Origin of the sequence: Nonlabens sp. MB-3u-79, from assembly GCF_002831625.1 — a bacterium.
GTDB lineage: Bacteria > Bacteroidota > Bacteroidia > Flavobacteriales > Flavobacteriaceae > Nonlabens.
Window position 1 is genome coordinate 2,733,964 of the sequence record NZ_CP025116.1, and the last position, 19,196, is coordinate 2,753,159.

Here is a 19,196-nt window from a genome sequence, read left to right on the forward strand (position 1 = left end):
GTAATAGATTCATGTTCTTATTTAAATAGCCGAAATTTTAAAGTACTACCTCACTAAAAAGGAGTTAAAACTATATTTATTTTTTATATATCACATCATTCAACCTAAAGTTGCTTTAGGTTATGAACTTACATGTTTTTTATAACTTAATAAGAGCATGAATAAGTTGATCTGGCATAAAATTATGATGAAGTTGGATTCCAGCAACACAGAAAAACAGCTGATCAAACTGTCAAAAACAGTTTTATATCATGGAAATGGCTTTTAGATTATGCTTTCACAAACACCATACAGTGTTGCCATGGAAGATTACTTATGTTTTTTTCTAATTTAAAACCTGCCGCCTTAAATTCCTTAACAGCTTGTTTTTCGCTCATTTTATGAACTTCCTTAATAGGTACTCTGGCATCTTCAGCTCGATACTCAATTAAATAAACTTTACCACGAGCTCTCAATGCTTTTTTTATAGACGCTATCATTTCTTTTGGATATCTGAACTCATGGTATACATCTACCATCAAAACTTTATCTACCGAGTTTACAGCTAAGTTGACGCTCTTTTCGCTTCCTTTTACAACTTCTACATTATCAATCTTACCAGTATCAATACGATAATCCATGACTGCTAACATTTCATCTTGAATATCCACAGCATAAACAAATCCGTTTTTTGCTGCTGGAGCAATTTTAAAAACATGATAACCAGATCCTGCACCAATATCTGCAACTGTATTACCTGATTGGATATTCATGTTTTTTAACAGCTTGGAGGTGTTCTCTTCCTTTTCGCGTTCTGGGCGATCTAGCCAGTCCATTCCCTCATAACCCATCACGTAAGCAATTTCTCTCCCCATATACCACTTACCTGTACCATTAGGATCTCCTTTTTTATAGGTATAAGTATCGCCATGGCTTGTATTTTGAGCTATTGCCATACTAGAGAGGCATAGCAGCAGTAGTGTCGTGATTTTATTCATAGAAAAGGTCTTTATAGATTGGCATACAATAAGTCGTTTTATGTTAAAAACCTTAAAGGCACTATATCAAAGCCTTCTGTTGAGGCCTGAAAACTCTTTTTAGGATTTTGACAGGTATGAAAAAAATGATTGCATTTTTCAAATATTTAAACATTTGTGCAATAAAAAAACAAATGTCAAGTGCTCCAAAAAATAATTTTATAAAATTAATTCATTAGTGTCCGATAAAGTTTTTCCAATACCGTTAAACATGCTGCCATTGAGCAGTTTCAAAAGAAACTTTTATACAACCACCATGCTTTTGTCGTTCTTCATTATTTATGAAATGAATGCGCTTAGAATAGGAATAAATCAAATGATGATTACTGTTTTTCAGTTAGTTATAGTGTAGTCTATATGCTATGATCTTGGAGCGCAGCGATCTATGATCTTTTCTCGGACATTTGTGAAATCAATTATATGATCTCCTCAGTAATCTTAAAGCTTATAAAAAAATTATCGAGAAGCATTAGTATAGTTGTTTTGTAAAGACACAAAAAAATTAAATGTTCCTATATTTGTACTAAAGATGGCCGGTATTCACCTGTTGTGATAACTTATTTATACTGCCTTTCTTTCTTATCAACCCTTTCTGCTGAATAATAAAAATGACTAACCTACAAACTGCAATACGAACGACTTACTTCAGTATAGTCGGGAACATTGCTTTAGCTCTTATAAAAGGATTTGCTGGTTTCTTTGGAAACTCCTATGCGCTGATCGCAGATGCCATTGAATCAACAACTGATATTTTTGCTTCATTTTTAGTTTTATTAGGTTTTAAATACGCCAAAAGACCCGCAGACGAAAATCATCCCTATGGACATGGTAAAATTGAACCCTTAATCACATTTGCTGTAGTTGCTTTTCTTGTGGTCTCTGCTACCATAATAGCTTACGAGAGTATTCAAAACATTCAGACTCCCCATAAAGCTCCAAAATCTTGGACGTTAATTGTGTTAGGTCTGATCATCATCTGGAAAGAAGTCTCTTTTCACATTGTGATTAAGAAAAGTAAACAAACAAATAGTTCTTCTCTTAAAGCAGATGCTTGGCATCATAGAAGTGACGCTATAACATCTGTGATGGCTTTTATTGGAATTTCGATAGCCATCTTGTTTGGAAAAGGATATGAAACTGCTGATGACTGGGCGGCTCTGTTAGCATCTTCCTTTATTTTATATAATAGTTATTTGATTTTAAGACCCGCTTTAAGCGAGGTAATGGACGAGCAACTCTACGGTGATCTCATCAACGAAATTAGAATAAAATCCATAGAAGTAGAAGGTGTTTTAGGTACTGAGAAATGTTTTATCCGCAAAGCTGGGATGAAATTTAACGTGGATTTACATGCAATAATAGATGGGAGCATTTCTGTAAAGAAAGGGCATGACATTTCACATGATCTAAAAGACCATTTAAGAAACAAATTACCTAATTTAGGACATGTACTTATTCATATCGAACCAGATCAATAAGAAAGGTATTAGAGTCGTTTCTGATTTCTAACTGATTTCTCTTATATGTTTGAAAAAATATAAGTCTTCCAAAAACGCTATTTACCGGTTAGCTTTCACTTCATAAATCTACTTTTCATAAGCGACCTCTTTATTTTATTAAAACACTTGGAGTTCGTCAAAATATGATGAAAACGGAATATAATAGATGTATTTCAGCTTTTATTTAATGAAAACTAGCAAAATCACCAACTTGTCACCGACAAATTGGCGCTTAAATACTGTTATATAGAATATAAATTGTAGTTTTAATAGTAATTTGTATTATATATTTTGAATTCCGCAACTATTAGCGTATTCTCTTTAGGATACCTTAATTCTTTTAATTTAAAAATTCATTTAGGCACTTCTGTATAATACTTGCGGTTAATAAGATTCAATTAATATTGATAATGAATACCTTATAACATGAAAGTATTAGTAATTGGCGCAGGAAATATGGGCTTCACGTATTCTGAAGGAATGGCAAACTCGCCCTTGCTCTCAAAACAGAAACTTAGGATCTACGATACCGACCCTAATAAAATTAAAACACTAAATGAAGATGGAAGGTTTAATGTATACAGCAAACTAGAAGATTGTTTGCCTAAATCAGATATTGTATTTATCGCTGTAAAGCCTTACCACTGTGAAGCTTTATTCAACGAAATGAAATCCATGATCAATGAGGGGCAGTTATTTGTTTCCTTGATGGCTGGAGTCACTATTGAAACGATTCAAAATCAATTAGGTGTTCAAAAAGTGGTTAGAACCATGCCTAATTTACCAGCCCAAGTAGGTAAAGGGGTTACTTCTTATACAGAATCTGAGGAAGTTTCTCGTGTAGAACTTCTTATGGTACGTAACCTTATTGAAACCACAGGAGTTTCTATACATGTAGGCACGGAAAACTTTATTGATGCCTCCACCGGGATTTCTGGTAGTGGGCCAGCTTATGTATTTTATTTCATGCAATCTATGTTAGATGCAGCCCTTAAGATGGGGTTTTCAGATTACGATTCTAAAGTGTTAGTAGTCAATACCTTTGAGGGAGCTATAGAATTATTCAATCAAAGCAACATCTCTCCAGAGTCATGGATTGATAAAGTAGCATCCAAGGGAGGAACAACAAGAGCGGCTATTGACTCTATGGAAGACAATAACGTCAACGAGCTTATAAAGGAGGCTGCTTATGCAGCATTTGATAGAGCGGTAGAATTAGGAAAAGAATAATTATGGAACCCAAACTAATAGTAGTAAAGGTCGGCACAAACGTATTAACTAATAAAGACAACAGGATCTTAGGACCCGTTATTAAAGAATTAGTACGTCAGATTTCAGTTTTATATGAGCGTAACATCATGGTTGTGCTGGTGTCCTCTGGATCTGCTATTGCAGGAAAAGAAATTCTCGGTGATACTAAAATTGAGGATCCATCCATCAGAAGACAAGTGTACTCTGCAGTAGGACAGCCTAGAATGATGCGTCATTATTACAGTATTTTTCATGACTATGGAATGCGATGCGCACAGGTATTAGCCACTAAACGTGACTTTGATGCTGGATTGCACAGGAAAAACATGATCAATTGTTATGAAGGATTGCTCTCTGAAGGGGTCATTCCTATCGCAAATGAAGATGATGCTGTTTCCTTAACCATGTCCATGTTTTCCGACAATGACGAACTGGCTAGTTTAGTCGCAGAATTATTGGATGCAGATAAATTAATCATCTTATCGGATACCGATGGATTATACACGGGACATCCAGATGATGAAGATTCTACAATGATCAATGAAGTAACATCTGATCAAGATGTAGAACAATACGTGCAGGCTTCTAATAAAAAAGAAGGCGAAGGTAGAGGAGGAATGGGTTCTAAATTAAAGATCGCTAAAAGTACTGCTCAAAAAAACATCCCTACTTACATCGCTAATGGTAAACGCGAAAATGTCATTGTAGACATCATTGATGATAAAGAAGTGGGAACAAAATTTATACACTAATAAAGACATTCCAATAGATATGAAATTATTAAGCTCAGAAATAAAAAATCAAGTCCTCAACTCAATGATTACCATTATTGATAGAGAGCGTAAAGCTATTTTAGAGGCTAATAAAAAGGACTTAGAGGCTTTTAACAGAGAAGATCAAGCTCTTTATGATAGACTTGTGGTGAATGATGCCAAAATTAACGGTATGATCCAAGCCATCAAAGAAGTTCAGGCTCAAGAGGATCCTGTCGGACAAGAAATATCTGATTTAACTTTAGATAGCGGATTGAAAATCATCAACAAAACTGCTCCGTTTGGAACCATAATGATTATATATGAATCCAGACCAGATGTAACTATAGAAGCAGCTGTATTGGCTTTTAAAGCCAATAATAAAATTTTGTTGAAAGGTGGAAAAGAAGCCTTGAATAGCAACATCATTTTAGAACAATGTTGGCACGAAGCTTTAGAGGAAAATGGACTTTCTGCAGATTGGATCAAATTACTGCATTTAAAACGTGAGGAAACTCAAGAGTTCTTAAAAAATCCAACTGAAAAACTAGACCTTATTGTACCTAGAGGTGGGGAGCGTTTGATCAAGTTTGTCAAGGATAATGCCACCTGTGCTGTACTGATAAGTGGTCGCGGGAATAACTTTTTATATGTTGCAAAAGATGCCGATTGGGAAAAAACAATAAAAGTCATCGTAAATGCAAAAACGGATAAGATCTCAGGCTGTAATGCTTTAGATAAAGTCTTAATCGATAAAAACATTCCTAACTATCAGGATAAGGTGAAAGAACTACGCACCGTTTTGGCAAATTTAAAAGTGGAATTGGTAGTTGATGAAAACATAGGGGAAATTCTTCCTGAGGAAAATGTCATCTCCAGTCAAAAGATATGGTATGAAGAATTTTTAGCCATGAAACTATTAATTGCCGAAGTGGATAACGCCACTACCGCTATTGATATGATTAATAAATTTTCAGGAGGCCACTCAGCTGTGATACTTACAGAAGATAAAGAGTTGGCTAAAGTCTTTATGGAACAAGTAGATAATGCTGCAGTGTACCATAATGCCTCCACAAGATTCACTGACGGAGGTCAAATGGGAGTTGGCGCAGAATTAGCGATCAGTACCGATAAATTGCATCACAGAGGTCCATTAGGCCTGAAGCAGTTGGTGACCAATAAATATTATGTTTTTGGTGATGGTCATGTAAGGGTATAACCTGTTACCTCTCTATCACCGATTATTGGGTCCATTCTTTAGCAAATTAAGAAAGCTTGATACTCTATCAAAAGCCATCTCCAGCGAGATGGCTTTTTTATTTCTTAAGGTGCCGCAGTTGGTCTCGTTAAGCTTAATGGGCAATAGTTAGTTTTGGGCTGTAAAACTTATACATGTTCCGCTTTCGCGAAAGCGAGAAAACAACAATCCTATCTCATATAGGAAAGATCTTCAACATTCATAACCTTATAAACGCTGAGCTTAACTGCTACGGTACTTTCTACTTAAACGAAATACTACCAAACCAAAAGCTGTTACAATCAATGCCAGTAGAAATACATAGCTCATGATTAAATTGCTCCAGTTAGAGATCAAACCCAATAAAACAGGACCGACAAGAAACCCCATAAACCCTATTCCAGAAACAACTGAAATAGCGACAGATGTATTTAAACCTTTTGTTTTACCTGCTAATCTGAAAACCTCAGGGACGATTACAGAAATTCCCAAACCTAAGACACCAAAACCTAAAACAGTCGTGTAAAAATTGGAAACCAATATTAAAGAATAAGCCACCGCTGCGATGATCAAACCAAAACTTATAGACTTAATAGAACCTATTTTTTTACTGACACCATCTCCTAAAAACCTACCAAGAGTCATGGTAAGCGAAAAAATCACAAATCCAAAACCTGCCTGACTTTCTGAAACACGTACAATATCAAACAAAAATAAATTGCTCCAATGTTCCACCGCTCCCTCATTAAACATGATAATAAAGGCAATAATTGATAATCCTAATACAGGCTGTATGTTTTTAAATATATTGGTGTTTGCGCCACTCTTGTCTTCTTCAGCTTCGATAATATTTTTATAACTAGGTGATAATACCAAGGTGGATATGACGATGAAGGAAGACATTAACAACATATGGTAACTGGGGTTTGAAAATTGGAGGATTAGAAAACTGCCTATTCCTGCTCCGATAAAACCTCCTAAACTAAAAAAACCATGAGCTGCAGACATAAAGTTTTGCTGATCTCTTTTTTCTATTATGGAAACCAAGGCGTTCATTGACGTACCCGTAAAGCCAGAAAAAATACCAGTAAACAATAAGCTGCTACACAGTAAATAATAATTAGAGGCTAGTAAGGGTAAATTAAAAAATAAGGCCAAAAATAAGATGCCCACTTGAGTAGAACGACCGACCCCTATTTTGTTATTGATATAAGGCACAAAAGGGATGGAAATCAGTAAACCACAGGCAGTAAAAAATAAAGCCAATCCAATTTGTGAATCGTCCAATTCAAATTTCATTTTAATATGCGGCAAGTAAAGTATCCACGTGCCTATTAAAATATTAACTGATGAAAACACCCAAGAAGGAGCAAAATATTTTAAGTTGGAAAGAATGAGTTGAAGGGATTTCATTAACCAGATTTTTTTTTGCAAAGAAACAACACAGACGCCTTATCTAACCTTTTATTTTGAAGCTTATTTAAAAGGGCAATAGTACACTCGAAGTCAATAAAATACTAGCATTTATGAGCATTAATAGCAACTGCCAGTTCCTGTTTCCTGATTTTAAGGAATCCTAAAGAACCTGATCCATAAAAATCATTTTTATTATCTTACCATTAGGTAACAATCTACAAACTATATTCTTACACCTTTAAAGAATGGAATTATCTGCTGATTTTAAAAGAGCTCTACGACTATTTGTTTACTACTATTTCAATGGAACACTCGCCTATTTAGTAAAAGATGGTCAGTTACTTTCGGAGGTGGACTATGCTGTTCAACTCGCAAACCAGCCTAGCACTATGGAGCAAGTTTTTGCTATTTACACCAATAATATCAAAATGGACGAGATTGGTAATGTCATAAATCAAAAACATGCGATGAATAGAGCGGCACAATTCATTATTGCTGTATGTCATAGAAGTGAAGAAGCTTATAAGGTTATCCCCGAATTTGAGCCTTGGGAAATGGAATTGCATTGAAAGCTTCCAAAGAAATATCAAAATTACAATTACTTATGCCCTCTTTACTATCAAGCTAAATGAAATTTATTTAATTAAAAACATCAAGGCAACATTATAATTGTGCGTAAAAAAAAAGGATAGCCTATCGCCTATCCTTTTTTTACATCCTGTTTTCAGGAATCCTAAACGGCTTCTAAAACTGCTGCTTGTTCTTTTTTTACTTTTTTATTATCTGATTTTTTATCTGAAGACAATTTCCATTGCATGCCTTTTTGATAGGTTTTGACACGGTTATCATCTCTAGGATCCATAACCATTAAATAAATCCACTCCTGGTCTAATAGAGATTGGAGGTGTTCATTTCTAGATAAAATATCTATGATTACAGATAATGGCGCTTTGATAAGAACCGACAATCGAAGCGGCTGATGGTACATTTTTGAATCCGTTTCACTAACCGATTGTAATGGCAACCCCATTTTAAGATCTCCTCCGTTACCTTGAACCACCCCAAATTTTCCAGTAATATTATGGGTTATTTTAGAACCTCCACCGAAGGTTTTATTATCTACAGTCGAAAAGTAATAATGGTTATTGATCCATTGAGTGACCACCATAGGCCCCTGCATAATACCTTCTAAAGCTTGTCCAGTAAGATCTTGCTCCCAATCATATGAATGTAAAAAGCACCTGCTATTCAGGTTGGTGTTCTTTGTTAGAGCTCTTGGCGCCACTATAAAACCAGCGTTTTTAGCAAGTCCCCATTCTGGTCTTGTTTCCCCCCAATCGTTTGCTTTTCGCTCTGCTGTCGCTACTGAGTTTTCCACTCCTAACCTGTCTTTGGTAGCGGTTTGTTGTGCTTTCTTTAAACCTTCTTTTAACTGCTTTAGTTTTTCTTGATGAGAAACTGGAACAGCGGCATCAAAAATCTCAATGGCATCTGTTGTTGTATTGTGCTCTGCTCCTATAAATACCGTTTCATCAGGAATGACCAATTGGTACTTGGTGGATAAAACATCTCTTACTTCTTTCAAGTTGGCCAATTGAGCCAGCATACGCGCATTATGCCTTCCTGGACTTGCAGCACATGCGCCACAATCCAAACTGGATGCAAAAGGATTGTTTGCCGTATGACTTCCATGACCTGCAAAAACTACTAAGGGTGCAAAGTGGGTCCATCCTGTTAAATCAAAAGCCGATTTCACAATTCCTACTTTATCTTCAAATGGAATCCCTTGGTGTTCTTGAATTGCGCCCGTACAATTTATTTGTGGCTCTGCTAGATGTTCAAAAGAGGAGTTCTTTTTGTTCTTAAACCTGTATAATAAACCAGAAGATAGGGTGCGTCCCACCAAAGAAAACCCATAGAATAAACCAGCCCCTTCCACAAAACCAAAGGTCGATGGCAACATGTTTTTCATTCGTTTTAAGAAATATTCTTTAAATTTTGAAACTTCATTTTTCTTTTTAAAAGCAACCATATGTTCCTTCTGACCCGACGCAGCCATCTCAGTAACCTGATAGGCCGATCCTACAATCGGAGGACAAGATTTTCTAGTAATGTCATCTTCTAGATTGGTGTAATCCATAGCGATTCCGAAAAAACCTGCGTAACCAAAGGTTTCATAATCCCCTTGAGCTTCTACATGTCTTCTTATCAGTTCAGATCTGGTATCGATACAAAATACCAATTGCGCATCTGGGACAGAAGGGACACTTTGTGATGGAGGCGCATCGTTGATCGTTTGAAGCATTTGCTGTTGCCAGCTTTGTTCCCAAGCCTTCAACCATATATATTTGAGTTGAGAGTCCTTTTTTGAAGCGGTCAGATTTGTTTTTTGAACTAAAGAGATCTTTTGGTTATTGGCAATCCATAATCGCACTGCTAAATATTGCTCCAAACTTATAGGGAATTCTTTTTGCCAGTTGGAAGCTGCTTCTGTTCTGTAATTGATATACCCTGTCCAACCAGGTAAAGCGGCAAGATGTTGCGTAAAGATCTCTTGATGTTGATCTGCAGGATATTCTTTTAAAACTTCCATCAACGCCTCTATACTCGACTCGGGAATGTCTGAAATGCTTTTGATTCTTAAGCTTTTGTCGTATTTCGCTAGTTTTCGCCAGGCGTGGTAAAAGCCTTCTTCTTTTCCAGGCATCTGCCATTCAGCTAGGCCTTCATCCATAAAAGCCGCTAGCCATTTAGCCATCATGCAATCTAAGTCATGATGTGTGTTTACCTGCTCTAGGTTTTCACTTTCCATTTGACCTAAATAGAATTCTGGAGTTTCGGTAAATTTATTTTCTTTTAATACATCACGCAGTACTTCGTTATCTATTTCTCCTGTGCGCAAGGCTTGTTGAAATAATGCTGCTTTAGGAAAAACAGTTGCTTTTAAGTATTGCTTTGCGGTCCATACGGCTTCCGTAAAGTGTGAGTTTTCATATCCAGAAAGCGGATTAGAAGTCACAAAAGAGTACAATGGCCATGTTTTTCCAATCACCTTTGCTGCTTTTTCTATCTGATTAGAAATATCTGCTTCTTTCATTATGAGTTAGATTTATACATTAATACTGTTTTTTTATAAGGCTGGGATACGTTCATAAGTTTGACATACAACCAAGGTATTTGTTTATATACGCCAAGTTTCATGATGAAGAATCCTATTAAAAAGACAACTCCAAAAACAATTTGAAGTGTTGAAAGTGGCAATGCCTCAGAAACCTTAGGCATAGAACCCATAAGTACGGTAACCACATTATACATCAATCCATAAGCTCCTATACCCAGTAAGAAGAGCACCGGTGGTACTAGTAACTTTTGTCCTATGGACAAACTCTTTTCTTTTACCATATTATAGGTAACTTGACCTACAGTAATGGCAACAATAAGAGTTAAAAACATACCACTGTCATATGCTATTCCTTTCCCGGTAATCAAAGAAAAGAAGACTGCCGCCAGTGTTCCAAAAATTAAAACTAGTAAAACTTGTACTGGCTTGATGCGTATTTGCTCGGTACTTTTAGGTGCAGCATGTTGTATCTCTTCTCCTGAAGATAAAAATAAATAAGCCTTGTAAAAGCCGTGTAGTATCAAGTGAGCTACTGCTGCATTATAGAAACCTAAACCACATTGCATGATCATAAAACCCATTTGCGCAATGGTTGAACAAGCTAGTTTCTGTTTTACATTAACCTGTATAAGCTTAGTGAATTGGGCTAATATGGCCGTTAAACCACCCACTATCAATAAAACATCTTGGGTGTTAGAAGCAAAGATGAGCGATGCAAAAATGGCCAATAATATTCCAGATCCATTGACAAAACCTGCATGCATTAATGCAGATGCGGGTGTAGGCGATGTCATGGCAGAAAGCAACCAGCGATGAAAAGGATATATGGCCGATTGTATAATTGCTGCGGTAATGATACAAAGTGCTGCAATCAATAAAATATAATAAGGAGCCGTGTCTAGTTGAGGAGTAAGTTCACTTACCGAAAATGTATTGAATTGAAAAGCTAACAGTAACAAACCAGCTCCTAAGAAAAATGTTCCTGTTAAAAAATATCGCAATGTAAATCTTGAGGCTTCTCGAGCTTCTCCCCAATCTTTATCGACACCTATTAATCTAGACATTAAAAAACCCATGAAAAACCAGCTACCGATTAAAAAAAGAATGTGGTTGGAAATTACAAAGAGCATTACTGCTAGAGTAAACCCAAAACACAATATCATAAACTTGTTTTGGTACCTAAAGCCTTTCAGGTAATTAGTAGAATAGGTGCTGATTAAAGCACTGAAAAAGGTGACGGTAGACCAGATTAAAATACTGAAACCATTTATTTTAAACAGATTACCGATGGTTACTTCTGGAATATCTGGGTAAAAAAAAGAAAGTGTCAAAATGTTTAAAACAAATGACACCCATAATACTGCGCTTAGTGTTCGTGAAAGAATTTGAGAAGAGTTTGCCCCTGTGTCTTTTTCATTTGCGTAAACAAAGTCTGGTAGTAAGTTACTTTTAAAAGCCATAATTCATTGTTTGTTGATTTTTTATAAAGTCAGAGCAAATTTGTAATAATTTATCCATTAATTTTTATTTATTGTTTCTATGATATATATAATAAATATTTATACATTGAATGCATAGGAAATTGCGTTTTACACATCTGGCACTAGAAAATGCTGCCATAAAGAGCCTATGACACCCATATAGGACATTTGATTGTTGTAGTGATTTGCGCCATTAAAGACGCCGGCTGAGGCATTGAGCCGATTTATTTAATTTGTTGATGGTCTCGCTTTCGCGAAAGCGAAAAAAGCACACTCTTACTTTTATTGCAGCTACCAATATATTGTTGGACTACACCTATTGATCTAATGGCTACTTCAAAACGTTTTTTTAGATTTCCTAACAATGTGCTGCTCTGATTCTTCTCTTGTCCGCTCGATTTTAAAAAGGTCTCTTTATGTTTAAGATAATCTGTAACTCCTAAAAGCCTCTACCTCAATTTCTTTTTATCCATTAACAATAGCAAGCCTATATTTTTACAGCAGTTTTAACCAACTTAAATAACTAAGTAGACTTTATAATCAAATGATTTAACACAGCTAGCACTGAAGTTTTCCAACAAAAGCTAAAAGAACTGTTATATAAGGTATAAATTTGAGTGTTGAAGAAATTTAATTGACACCGATTTGTTTCTACATAATAAGAATCTAGAAAATTGATCTATATGACCTTAGATTACCCTACGATTTTATTTTTCTTAGCTTTAAATAATATATTTATTATTTTATTGTTCATCTATCAGTTTTTTTACCAACACAGAAAATGGTATTTACTGCTCTTTGCACTAGGAATTATGTTTCAAACAGCCGCTATAGTCATTTTCGGCAATAAAGAGGTGTTGTCTTTTTTACCTGTAATACGAATAAATAACTTCCTTTTGATTTCGAGTTTTGCGTTGACCTCCTATGGACTGGTTTCTTTTGATGGCAAAATCCGGAAAAACCTGTTATGGGTTTTTCTTGTTTGTGTATTTTTATTTTATTTCTCTATACTCATTGTTGAAGAAAATGATACCGCGCTTAGTGTCATACGAATCCTAGCTTGTTCTTTTTTCTATGCAGTGGGTGCCTTTTATCTTTTTAGTAATAAAAATAAATACAAGTTCTCTTTACTTTTAAGCGGTGTGCTTACCATTTATTCCTTATTTCAACTTTTTCGTGCGGTTCATATATCCCAGATAGATCGTCCTTATAATTTACTAGATGGCTCTACAGTAGATAATTGGCTTCTTATTATTTCGGTATTTGTAATCAGTACTATCAGTATAGGTTTTATAATGCTTTTAAACGAAATAGATCAAAAAACAATACTTGAAAAAAATATAAAAATTCGAGAAGATAAACTTAGACTTGAAGAATTAAACCTAAGTAAAAACAAGCTTTTTTCAATTATTTCTCACGATTTAAGGAACCCTTTTTCCAGCATAATTGGTCTCTCTGAGTTATTAAAGCACAGTACCGAAGATAAAGATATTGAAGAGTCTCAAAGCCTAGCATCAATGATACATACCACTGCAGAGAGCACACTTGTTTTACTTGATAATTTGTTAAACTGGACAAAATCTCAAACAGGTCAAATGAATTTTACTCCAGCAACATTTGATTTAAAGACTGCAGTGATACAAGTCTTAGGTACCCTAGAGCCTATTGCTCAAGTAAAAAACATATCATTAAACTATGATCAATCTATTCATACTGATATATATGCCGATGAAAATATGTTGAAAACAGTTTTACGCAACCTGATTTCCAACGCAATAAAATTTACCGATGCCAATGGAAAGATTCATATTCACGCCATTCATAAACCTGACTTGATCGAAATTAATGTGTCCGATAATGGAATTGGTATACATAAAGATTTCCAAGAGCAGTTGTTTGCAAAAAATGAAACGCATACCACTTCAGGAACAGCAAATGAAGTAGGCTCTGGTTTAGGTTTGTTAATTTGTAAAGAATTTGTAGAAAAGCACGATGGGCATATTTGGGTGGAAAGTGAAATTGGAGAAGGAAGCAAATTCAAGTTTAGCTTACCTCTAAAAAAGAAAATATAAAAAGAAGAAAAAGTCGGTAGCTTGGAAGGCAGAGGTAACATCCCGATAAGAAGTGTTGTGCACTGCTCTTAAAAAAGGGCTTCAAGCACCATCAAAAAATTTAATATTCTTAAAATTTCAACCAGCAGCCTTCTTGGATTTTAGAAGCCGGTTCCTTAAAATTACTTAATACTAATATTGCTGCACGATTAAAATGCAAGCAGGCTCTAGATGAATTTGTAAAAATGTCCTTTATGGACCTGCACCTGCCAGAAGGAGTTTCTACACAAACCATTAAGTAAAGAAGATATTAGCGCTATTATAAGCTTGAACTAAACAATGGCATCAGTCTTTTCAATCAGCTCCTTATACTGTCCACTTACTTACTATTAATCAAGTTTAGAGACAGCCACTCCTTACCAAAAGAATGTCTTAATTTATCGGTTGTCACCTAATTTTAAGCACTACCTTCTTCTACATAGTTGCCGATTTGTTTTAGCCTAACTGTATTCGTTTTCCTATTTTCTCAAGTTGCGTTTGAGCTTTTTTTAGATAAAAACAGCTTTTTTATATCTATTAAAAAGAAGAGTATCGACTCAACCATCAATATCATTTACCTACACTCAAAAGAACTCTCTTAAAATAGAAATAACAATAGGATTGTTTTTCAGAAAGTATTAAGGTTAAAGGGTTTTTATTTTTTTTTATCAATCAACTCTTTAACATTCAGTCTTATAAACTAATTTATTTTAAATATTAATGACTATCTTCATGAAGATTATTTTAATACACTTGGTGAAGGCAGTTGCGTTTTATAAGGTGTAAATGACGCTTCGTTTATCCATTAGAGACTCGACCCAATTCTTTTATGAAAAAATTAAATAAAAAATAAGATGAGTGATCAAGAAAAAACAGCAGCACCAAACAAATCGAACAAAGAACTCGCTTATCAAAACGAGGAAAAAGATAAACGTGCAGCCGAACTGGTGATAGCCAACAAAGAATTGGCTTATCAAAATGAAGAAAAAAAGAAAAGAGCTGTCGAACTTGTTATAGCTATTAAAGAACTGGCTTACCAAATTGAAGAAAAAAAGAAAAGAGCTGTCGAACTCGTTAAAGTCAACAAAGAACTTGCTTATCAGAGCGGAGAAAAAGAGAAACGCGCTTCAGAACTCCTTATAGCCAACAAAGAACTGGCTTATCAAAATAAAGAAAAAGAGAAACGTGCCGCAGAGCTCCTTATAGCCAACAAAGAACTTGCTTATCAAAATAAAGAAAAAGAGAAACGCGCAGCAGAGCTCCTTATAGCTAACAAAGAACTGGCTTATCAAAATAAAGAAAAAGAGAAACGCGCAGCAGAGCTCCTTATAGCTAACAAAGAACTGGCTTATCAAAATAAAGAAAAAGAGAAACGGGCAGCAGAGCTCCTTATAGCTAACAAAGAACTGGCTTATCAAAATAAAGAAAAAGAGAAACGCGCCGCAGAGCTCCTTATAGCTAACAAAGAACTGGCTTATCAAAATAAAGAAAAAGAGAAACGTGCCGCCGAATTAAGTCTTGCTAATGAAGAGCTTTCATTTCAAAACGTGGAAAATAAAAAAAGAGCTATCGAATTAAGCGACTCTTCAATACTAATTGACGAATTGCAAAACAGGGTAAAAGACACCCAAGATTTAGAGTCTTTTTCATATTCTGTATCACATGATTTACGCACACCCTTGCGCGCTATTAACGGATACGCAAAAATACTGGAAGAAGATTACAGCAATGTAATTGATACCGAAGGGAAACGATTGTTAGGCGTAGTGAGAAGCAATGCAAAACGAATGGGAATGCTTATAGACAGCCTACTTACCTTTTCTAGGTTAGGTCGAAAAGCAATTCAAAAATCCTGTATAGATATGAATATATTGGTTAAAAATGTTTTGTCTGAAATTTCAGCAAGTACGGTACACCAAGCCCAAATCAACTTTAACAATTTACTTCCAGCTGTAGCCGATTATAATTTATTACATCATGTCATCACTAATCTGCTCTCCAACGCCATTAAGTATTCTTCCAAAAAAGCAATGCCCGTAATAGAAATAAAATCTGTGCGAAAAAATGGAATGCTTGTGTATTCCATTAGTGACAACGGTACTGGATTTGATATGCAATATGTACATAAGTTATTTGGTGTATTTCATAGACTCCATTCTCATGAAGAATTCCCTGGCACAGGTATAGGACTAGCTATTGTTCACCGCATCATTGAAAAACACGATGGAAAGGTATGGGCTAATGGGAAAGAAGGGAAAGGCGCAACCTTCTATTTTAGCTTACCTGATAATGATATTAAAACAGCAGAAAAGAATAGCACAAATGAATGAATTTATGGAAAATAAAGCAGTCGATATCCTTCTTATAGAAGATAACATGAATGATGCAGAATTAACCATTCGCTCGCTTCGAAAAGCAAAGATCAATAATAAGCTGATACATCTTAAAAATGGTGCGGAAGCAATTGATTTTCTTTTTGGGAATAGGAACTTGGAAGGTAGAGAACATAAAATTCAACCAAAACTGATTTTGCTCGATTTAAAAATGCCGAAAATAGACGGGCTTGAAGTGCTCTCTCGTATAAAGTCAGACCCTCGCACTAAAGCAATTCCTGTGGTTATGCTTACCTCTTCCAAAGAGCATCCTGATATTGAGCGCGCTTATATGCTAGGTGCTAACAGTTACATTGTAAAGCCTGTTGAATATGACGAATTTGTAAAAACTGTTTCAAGTCTCAGCTTTTATTGGCTGCTAATGAATCAATCTCATGCTTAGAAATCACAACAAAGATCGATATCAATTTAAAAAAAAAATAAAAATACTTCACCTTGAAGATACTCCTTCCGACGCAGAGTTAATAGTGAGAGAACTGAAAAAGGGCAAAATTCAATTTGAAATTGTAATTGTTGCCAATAAAAAGGCCTTTAAAAATGCGCTCCAAAATTTTGATCCAGATATCCTTATTACTGACCACACCCTTCCTTCCTTTAATTCATTAGAAGCCATAAAAATAATAAAGCAAAGAGGTATGAAAATACCTGTCATACTAGTAACATCAACTGTATCTGACGAATTTGCCGTGGAGGTAATGAAAGCAGGAGCTGATGATTACATCCTTAAAGATCGCTTGCACCGTCTACCACAAGCAGTACGAAGTGCTATAGAGAAAAATAGCGTTAAGCAGAAGCTATACGAAAGTGAATTTTTTAATAAAGAAGTGCTTTCATCGCTCAGTGCACATATAGCTGTAATAGATCGTAATGGGGATTTATTAGCTGTAAATAAAGCTTGGAAGGATTTCGGAAATAAAAACGGAGTAGCATCTTTAAACAATATTTCGGCAGGAAGCAATTACTTTGATGTATGCAAGCAAGCTATAGAAAAGGGCGATCAAGATGCTGCAAAAGCATTAACTGGTATTCAATCCGTTCTCCATAAAGAAAAGGAACAGTTTGAAATGGAGTATGCTTGCCATACTCCCAAAAAACAACGATGGTTTCTTTTAAATGTGATCAATTTTGGGAAAGATACTTACAAAGTTATTATATCCCTTGAAGATATTACCATTCGCAAGCTTGCAGAGCAATCACTGCAGTTGTCTCGATCTAACTTAACCGCACTAATTGAAAACACAGATGCTATAATTTATTCCCTTGATACTAATTTCTGTTATATCACCTTCAATAAACTACTGCATGATACGCTGAAAAAAAATTACAACCTGAATATAAAAATTGGAGATAATGTATCCAGCTTTCTAAAAAAATTAGAACCAGAGGAGGTCAAGCATTGGAATAGAATGTATTCACAAGCTCTAAAAGGAAAAACGGTCAAATTTGAGAAAGAATTTACTATTGGTGAGTTATATCAATGCTCGAGTTTCTCCATCAACCCCATATGGAAAAACAAAACTGTAGTCGGGCTCTCTTGTTTTGTTTATGATATTACCAAACAAAAACTACAAGAAAAAGAAAAAGAGAAAATGACTGCCGATTTAATTCAGCGCAATCAAATTCTAAAACAATTCACCTTCATTATTTCTCATAACCTACGAGCCCCAACGGCTAATATTATAGGGTTTTCCGAAATTTTACAAGATGAAACACTCACTTTGCAAGAGCAAAAAGAATCTCTGATAGCAATTTCAACGTCGATTAAAGGTCTCGACACCATTATTAAAGACATCAGCAACATCTTACAAAGTGAAAACGAGGTTTACGCAGAAAAAGAATTCGTAAACTTTTCAGAACTTGTTGAAAATATCATGATAAGCTTAAGTAATATTATTGAAAAAAATAAGGTGCAGATCAATTTTGATTTTTCAGAAGTAGATAACATTTATTCCCTCAAAATTTATATCTATAGTATCTTTTATAACCTTATAAGCAACAGTATTAAGTACGGTAAACCAAATGTGCCACCACTGATAGAAATAAAAAGCAAAAAATCAAAAGGCAAAACAATTCTCGTCTTTAAAGACAATGGATTAGGTATTGACATGAAAACGAATAGCGATAAGGTTTTTGGACTTTACAATCGATTCCATTCTCATGTTGAAGGAAAAGGGGTAGGCTTATTCATGGTAAAAACTCAAGTAGAAGCGCTGGGCGGTATCATAACAATTGCTAGTGAACTCCAAAAAGGAACCACGTTTACTATAATCTTTAAAAATTTAAAAAAATGAAACCTGCACTAAAAAGGTTCCTCTTGATTGACGATGACGCGTTAAACAATTTACTTACAAAAATGATATTAAAAAAATCATTTAAGAATGTACTTATTCATGACTTTACGGTCCCTGAGGATGGATTAGGGTATATTAAATCAGAGCCAAGTCATAATCCCCTTGATGGAAAAACAACGCTATTTCTAGACATCAACATGCCTACTCTATCAGGATGGGAATTTCTCAAAGCATTGGAACTTTTTGATACTTCCATAAAAGAGCGGTACAATACTTACATGCTTTCATCCTCTATTAACCTAAACGACATCAACCTGGCAAAAGAACATCCTTATGTGAAGGGTTTTATTGAAAAACCACTTAACAAAACAAGCCTATCTAAAATATTTTAGGTAGGGTATAAATTTTGACTACTTTTCACACTTCTCTTTCCTAAAAAGGTTGTTACAAGTTAACTTTCTTAGGAAATATTTTTAATCTGTTTATTAAATACTTGATAGATATCAATTTATTATTGTTCGCCCTTTCGTTTTTAACATAAGTTAAATAAAAAAGACAGTTTTTTAATTTAACTTAAAAATTAATGTAAATACCTTAGATCAATTTGTCTGCCATTTAGGCCATGATAAAAGTGCTTAAAGTACTACTA

At 35.0% G+C, this 19,196-nt stretch carries 14 protein-coding genes; 10 read left to right on the top strand and 4 right to left on the bottom strand.

The window, feature by feature from the left end; all coding sequences use genetic code 11:
• Positions 1-269: 269 nt before the first annotated feature.
• On the bottom strand, positions 270-977 hold the full coding sequence (locus CW736_RS12105) for a class I SAM-dependent methyltransferase (protein WP_101014438.1): 708 nt from the start codon (positions 975-977) through the stop codon (positions 270-272).
• 647 nt (positions 978-1,624) lie between these two features.
• On the opposite strand from CW736_RS12105, the gene CW736_RS12110 reads away from it, so the two are divergent.
• From CW736_RS12110 to CW736_RS12125, 4 genes are all read left to right on the top strand, one after another.
• Entirely contained in the window at positions 1,625-2,494 is an 870-nt protein-coding gene (locus tag CW736_RS12110; RefSeq protein ID WP_101014440.1) for a cation diffusion facilitator family transporter, read from the top strand.
• A gap of 447 nt (positions 2,495-2,941) precedes the next feature.
• A complete protein-coding gene (gene proC, locus CW736_RS12115; protein WP_101014442.1) occupies positions 2,942-3,745 on the top strand; it encodes a pyrroline-5-carboxylate reductase in 804 nt (267 codons plus the stop codon).
• A 2-nt stretch (positions 3,746-3,747) separates the two neighbouring features.
• The gene (proB, locus tag CW736_RS12120; RefSeq protein ID WP_101014443.1) at positions 3,748-4,518 is read left to right on the top strand and encodes a glutamate 5-kinase; all 771 of its coding nucleotides are present in this window, start codon (positions 3,748-3,750) and stop codon (positions 4,516-4,518) included.
• 19 nt (positions 4,519-4,537) lie between these two features.
• The gene (locus tag CW736_RS12125; protein WP_232735448.1) at positions 4,538-5,737 is read left to right on the top strand and encodes a glutamate-5-semialdehyde dehydrogenase; all 1,200 of its coding nucleotides are present in this window, start codon (positions 4,538-4,540) and stop codon (positions 5,735-5,737) included.
• A gap of 261 nt (positions 5,738-5,998) precedes the next feature.
• Here the strand turns inward: CW736_RS12125 and CW736_RS12130 are convergent, their stop codons facing one another.
• On the bottom strand, positions 5,999-7,168 hold the full coding sequence (locus CW736_RS12130; RefSeq protein WP_101014446.1) for an MFS transporter: 1,170 nt from the start codon (positions 7,166-7,168) through the stop codon (positions 5,999-6,001).
• Between the two features lie 248 nt (positions 7,169-7,416).
• On the opposite strand from CW736_RS12130, the gene CW736_RS12135 reads away from it, so the two are divergent.
• Entirely contained in the window at positions 7,417-7,740 is a 324-nt protein-coding gene (locus CW736_RS12135; RefSeq protein WP_101014448.1) for a hypothetical protein, read from the top strand.
• A 164-nt stretch (positions 7,741-7,904) separates the two neighbouring features.
• Here CW736_RS12135 and CW736_RS12140 read toward each other — a convergent pair whose 3' ends face one another.
• Both CW736_RS12140 and CW736_RS12145 read right to left on the bottom strand, forming a co-directional pair.
• On the bottom strand, positions 7,905-10,268 hold the full coding sequence (locus CW736_RS12140) for a DUF2309 domain-containing protein (protein ID WP_101014450.1): 2,364 nt from the start codon (positions 10,266-10,268) through the stop codon (positions 7,905-7,907).
• Positions 10,268-11,752, bottom strand: coding sequence for a proton-conducting transporter membrane subunit (locus CW736_RS12145; protein ID WP_101014452.1), 1,485 nt, complete (start codon positions 11,750-11,752; stop codon positions 10,268-10,270). Before CW736_RS12145 ends, CW736_RS12140 begins: the two co-directional genes overlap by 1 nt.
• Positions 11,753-12,456: 704 nt before the next feature.
• Between CW736_RS12145 and CW736_RS12150 the strand changes: the two genes are divergently transcribed.
• From CW736_RS12150 to CW736_RS12170, 5 genes are all read left to right on the top strand, one after another.
• Entirely contained in the window at positions 12,457-13,845 is a 1,389-nt protein-coding gene (locus CW736_RS12150) for a sensor histidine kinase (RefSeq protein WP_101014453.1), read from the top strand.
• An 872-nt stretch (positions 13,846-14,717) separates the two neighbouring features.
• Positions 14,718-16,193, top strand: a complete 1,476-nt coding sequence (locus CW736_RS12155; protein WP_101014455.1) for a sensor histidine kinase — start codon at positions 14,718-14,720, stop codon at positions 16,191-16,193.
• A gap of 4 nt (positions 16,194-16,197) precedes the next feature.
• The gene (locus tag CW736_RS12160; protein WP_101015132.1) at positions 16,198-16,638 is read left to right on the top strand and encodes a response regulator; all 441 of its coding nucleotides are present in this window, start codon (positions 16,198-16,200) and stop codon (positions 16,636-16,638) included.
• A complete protein-coding gene (locus CW736_RS12165) occupies positions 16,631-18,547 on the top strand; it encodes a hybrid sensor histidine kinase/response regulator (RefSeq protein WP_101014457.1) in 1,917 nt (638 codons plus the stop codon). Before CW736_RS12160 ends, CW736_RS12165 begins: the two co-directional genes overlap by 8 nt.
• Positions 18,544-18,939, top strand: a complete 396-nt coding sequence (locus tag CW736_RS12170) for a response regulator (protein WP_101014459.1) — start codon at positions 18,544-18,546, stop codon at positions 18,937-18,939. The genes CW736_RS12165 and CW736_RS12170 overlap by 4 nt, the downstream gene beginning before the upstream one ends.
• The last annotated feature ends 257 nt before the right edge of the window (positions 18,940-19,196 follow it).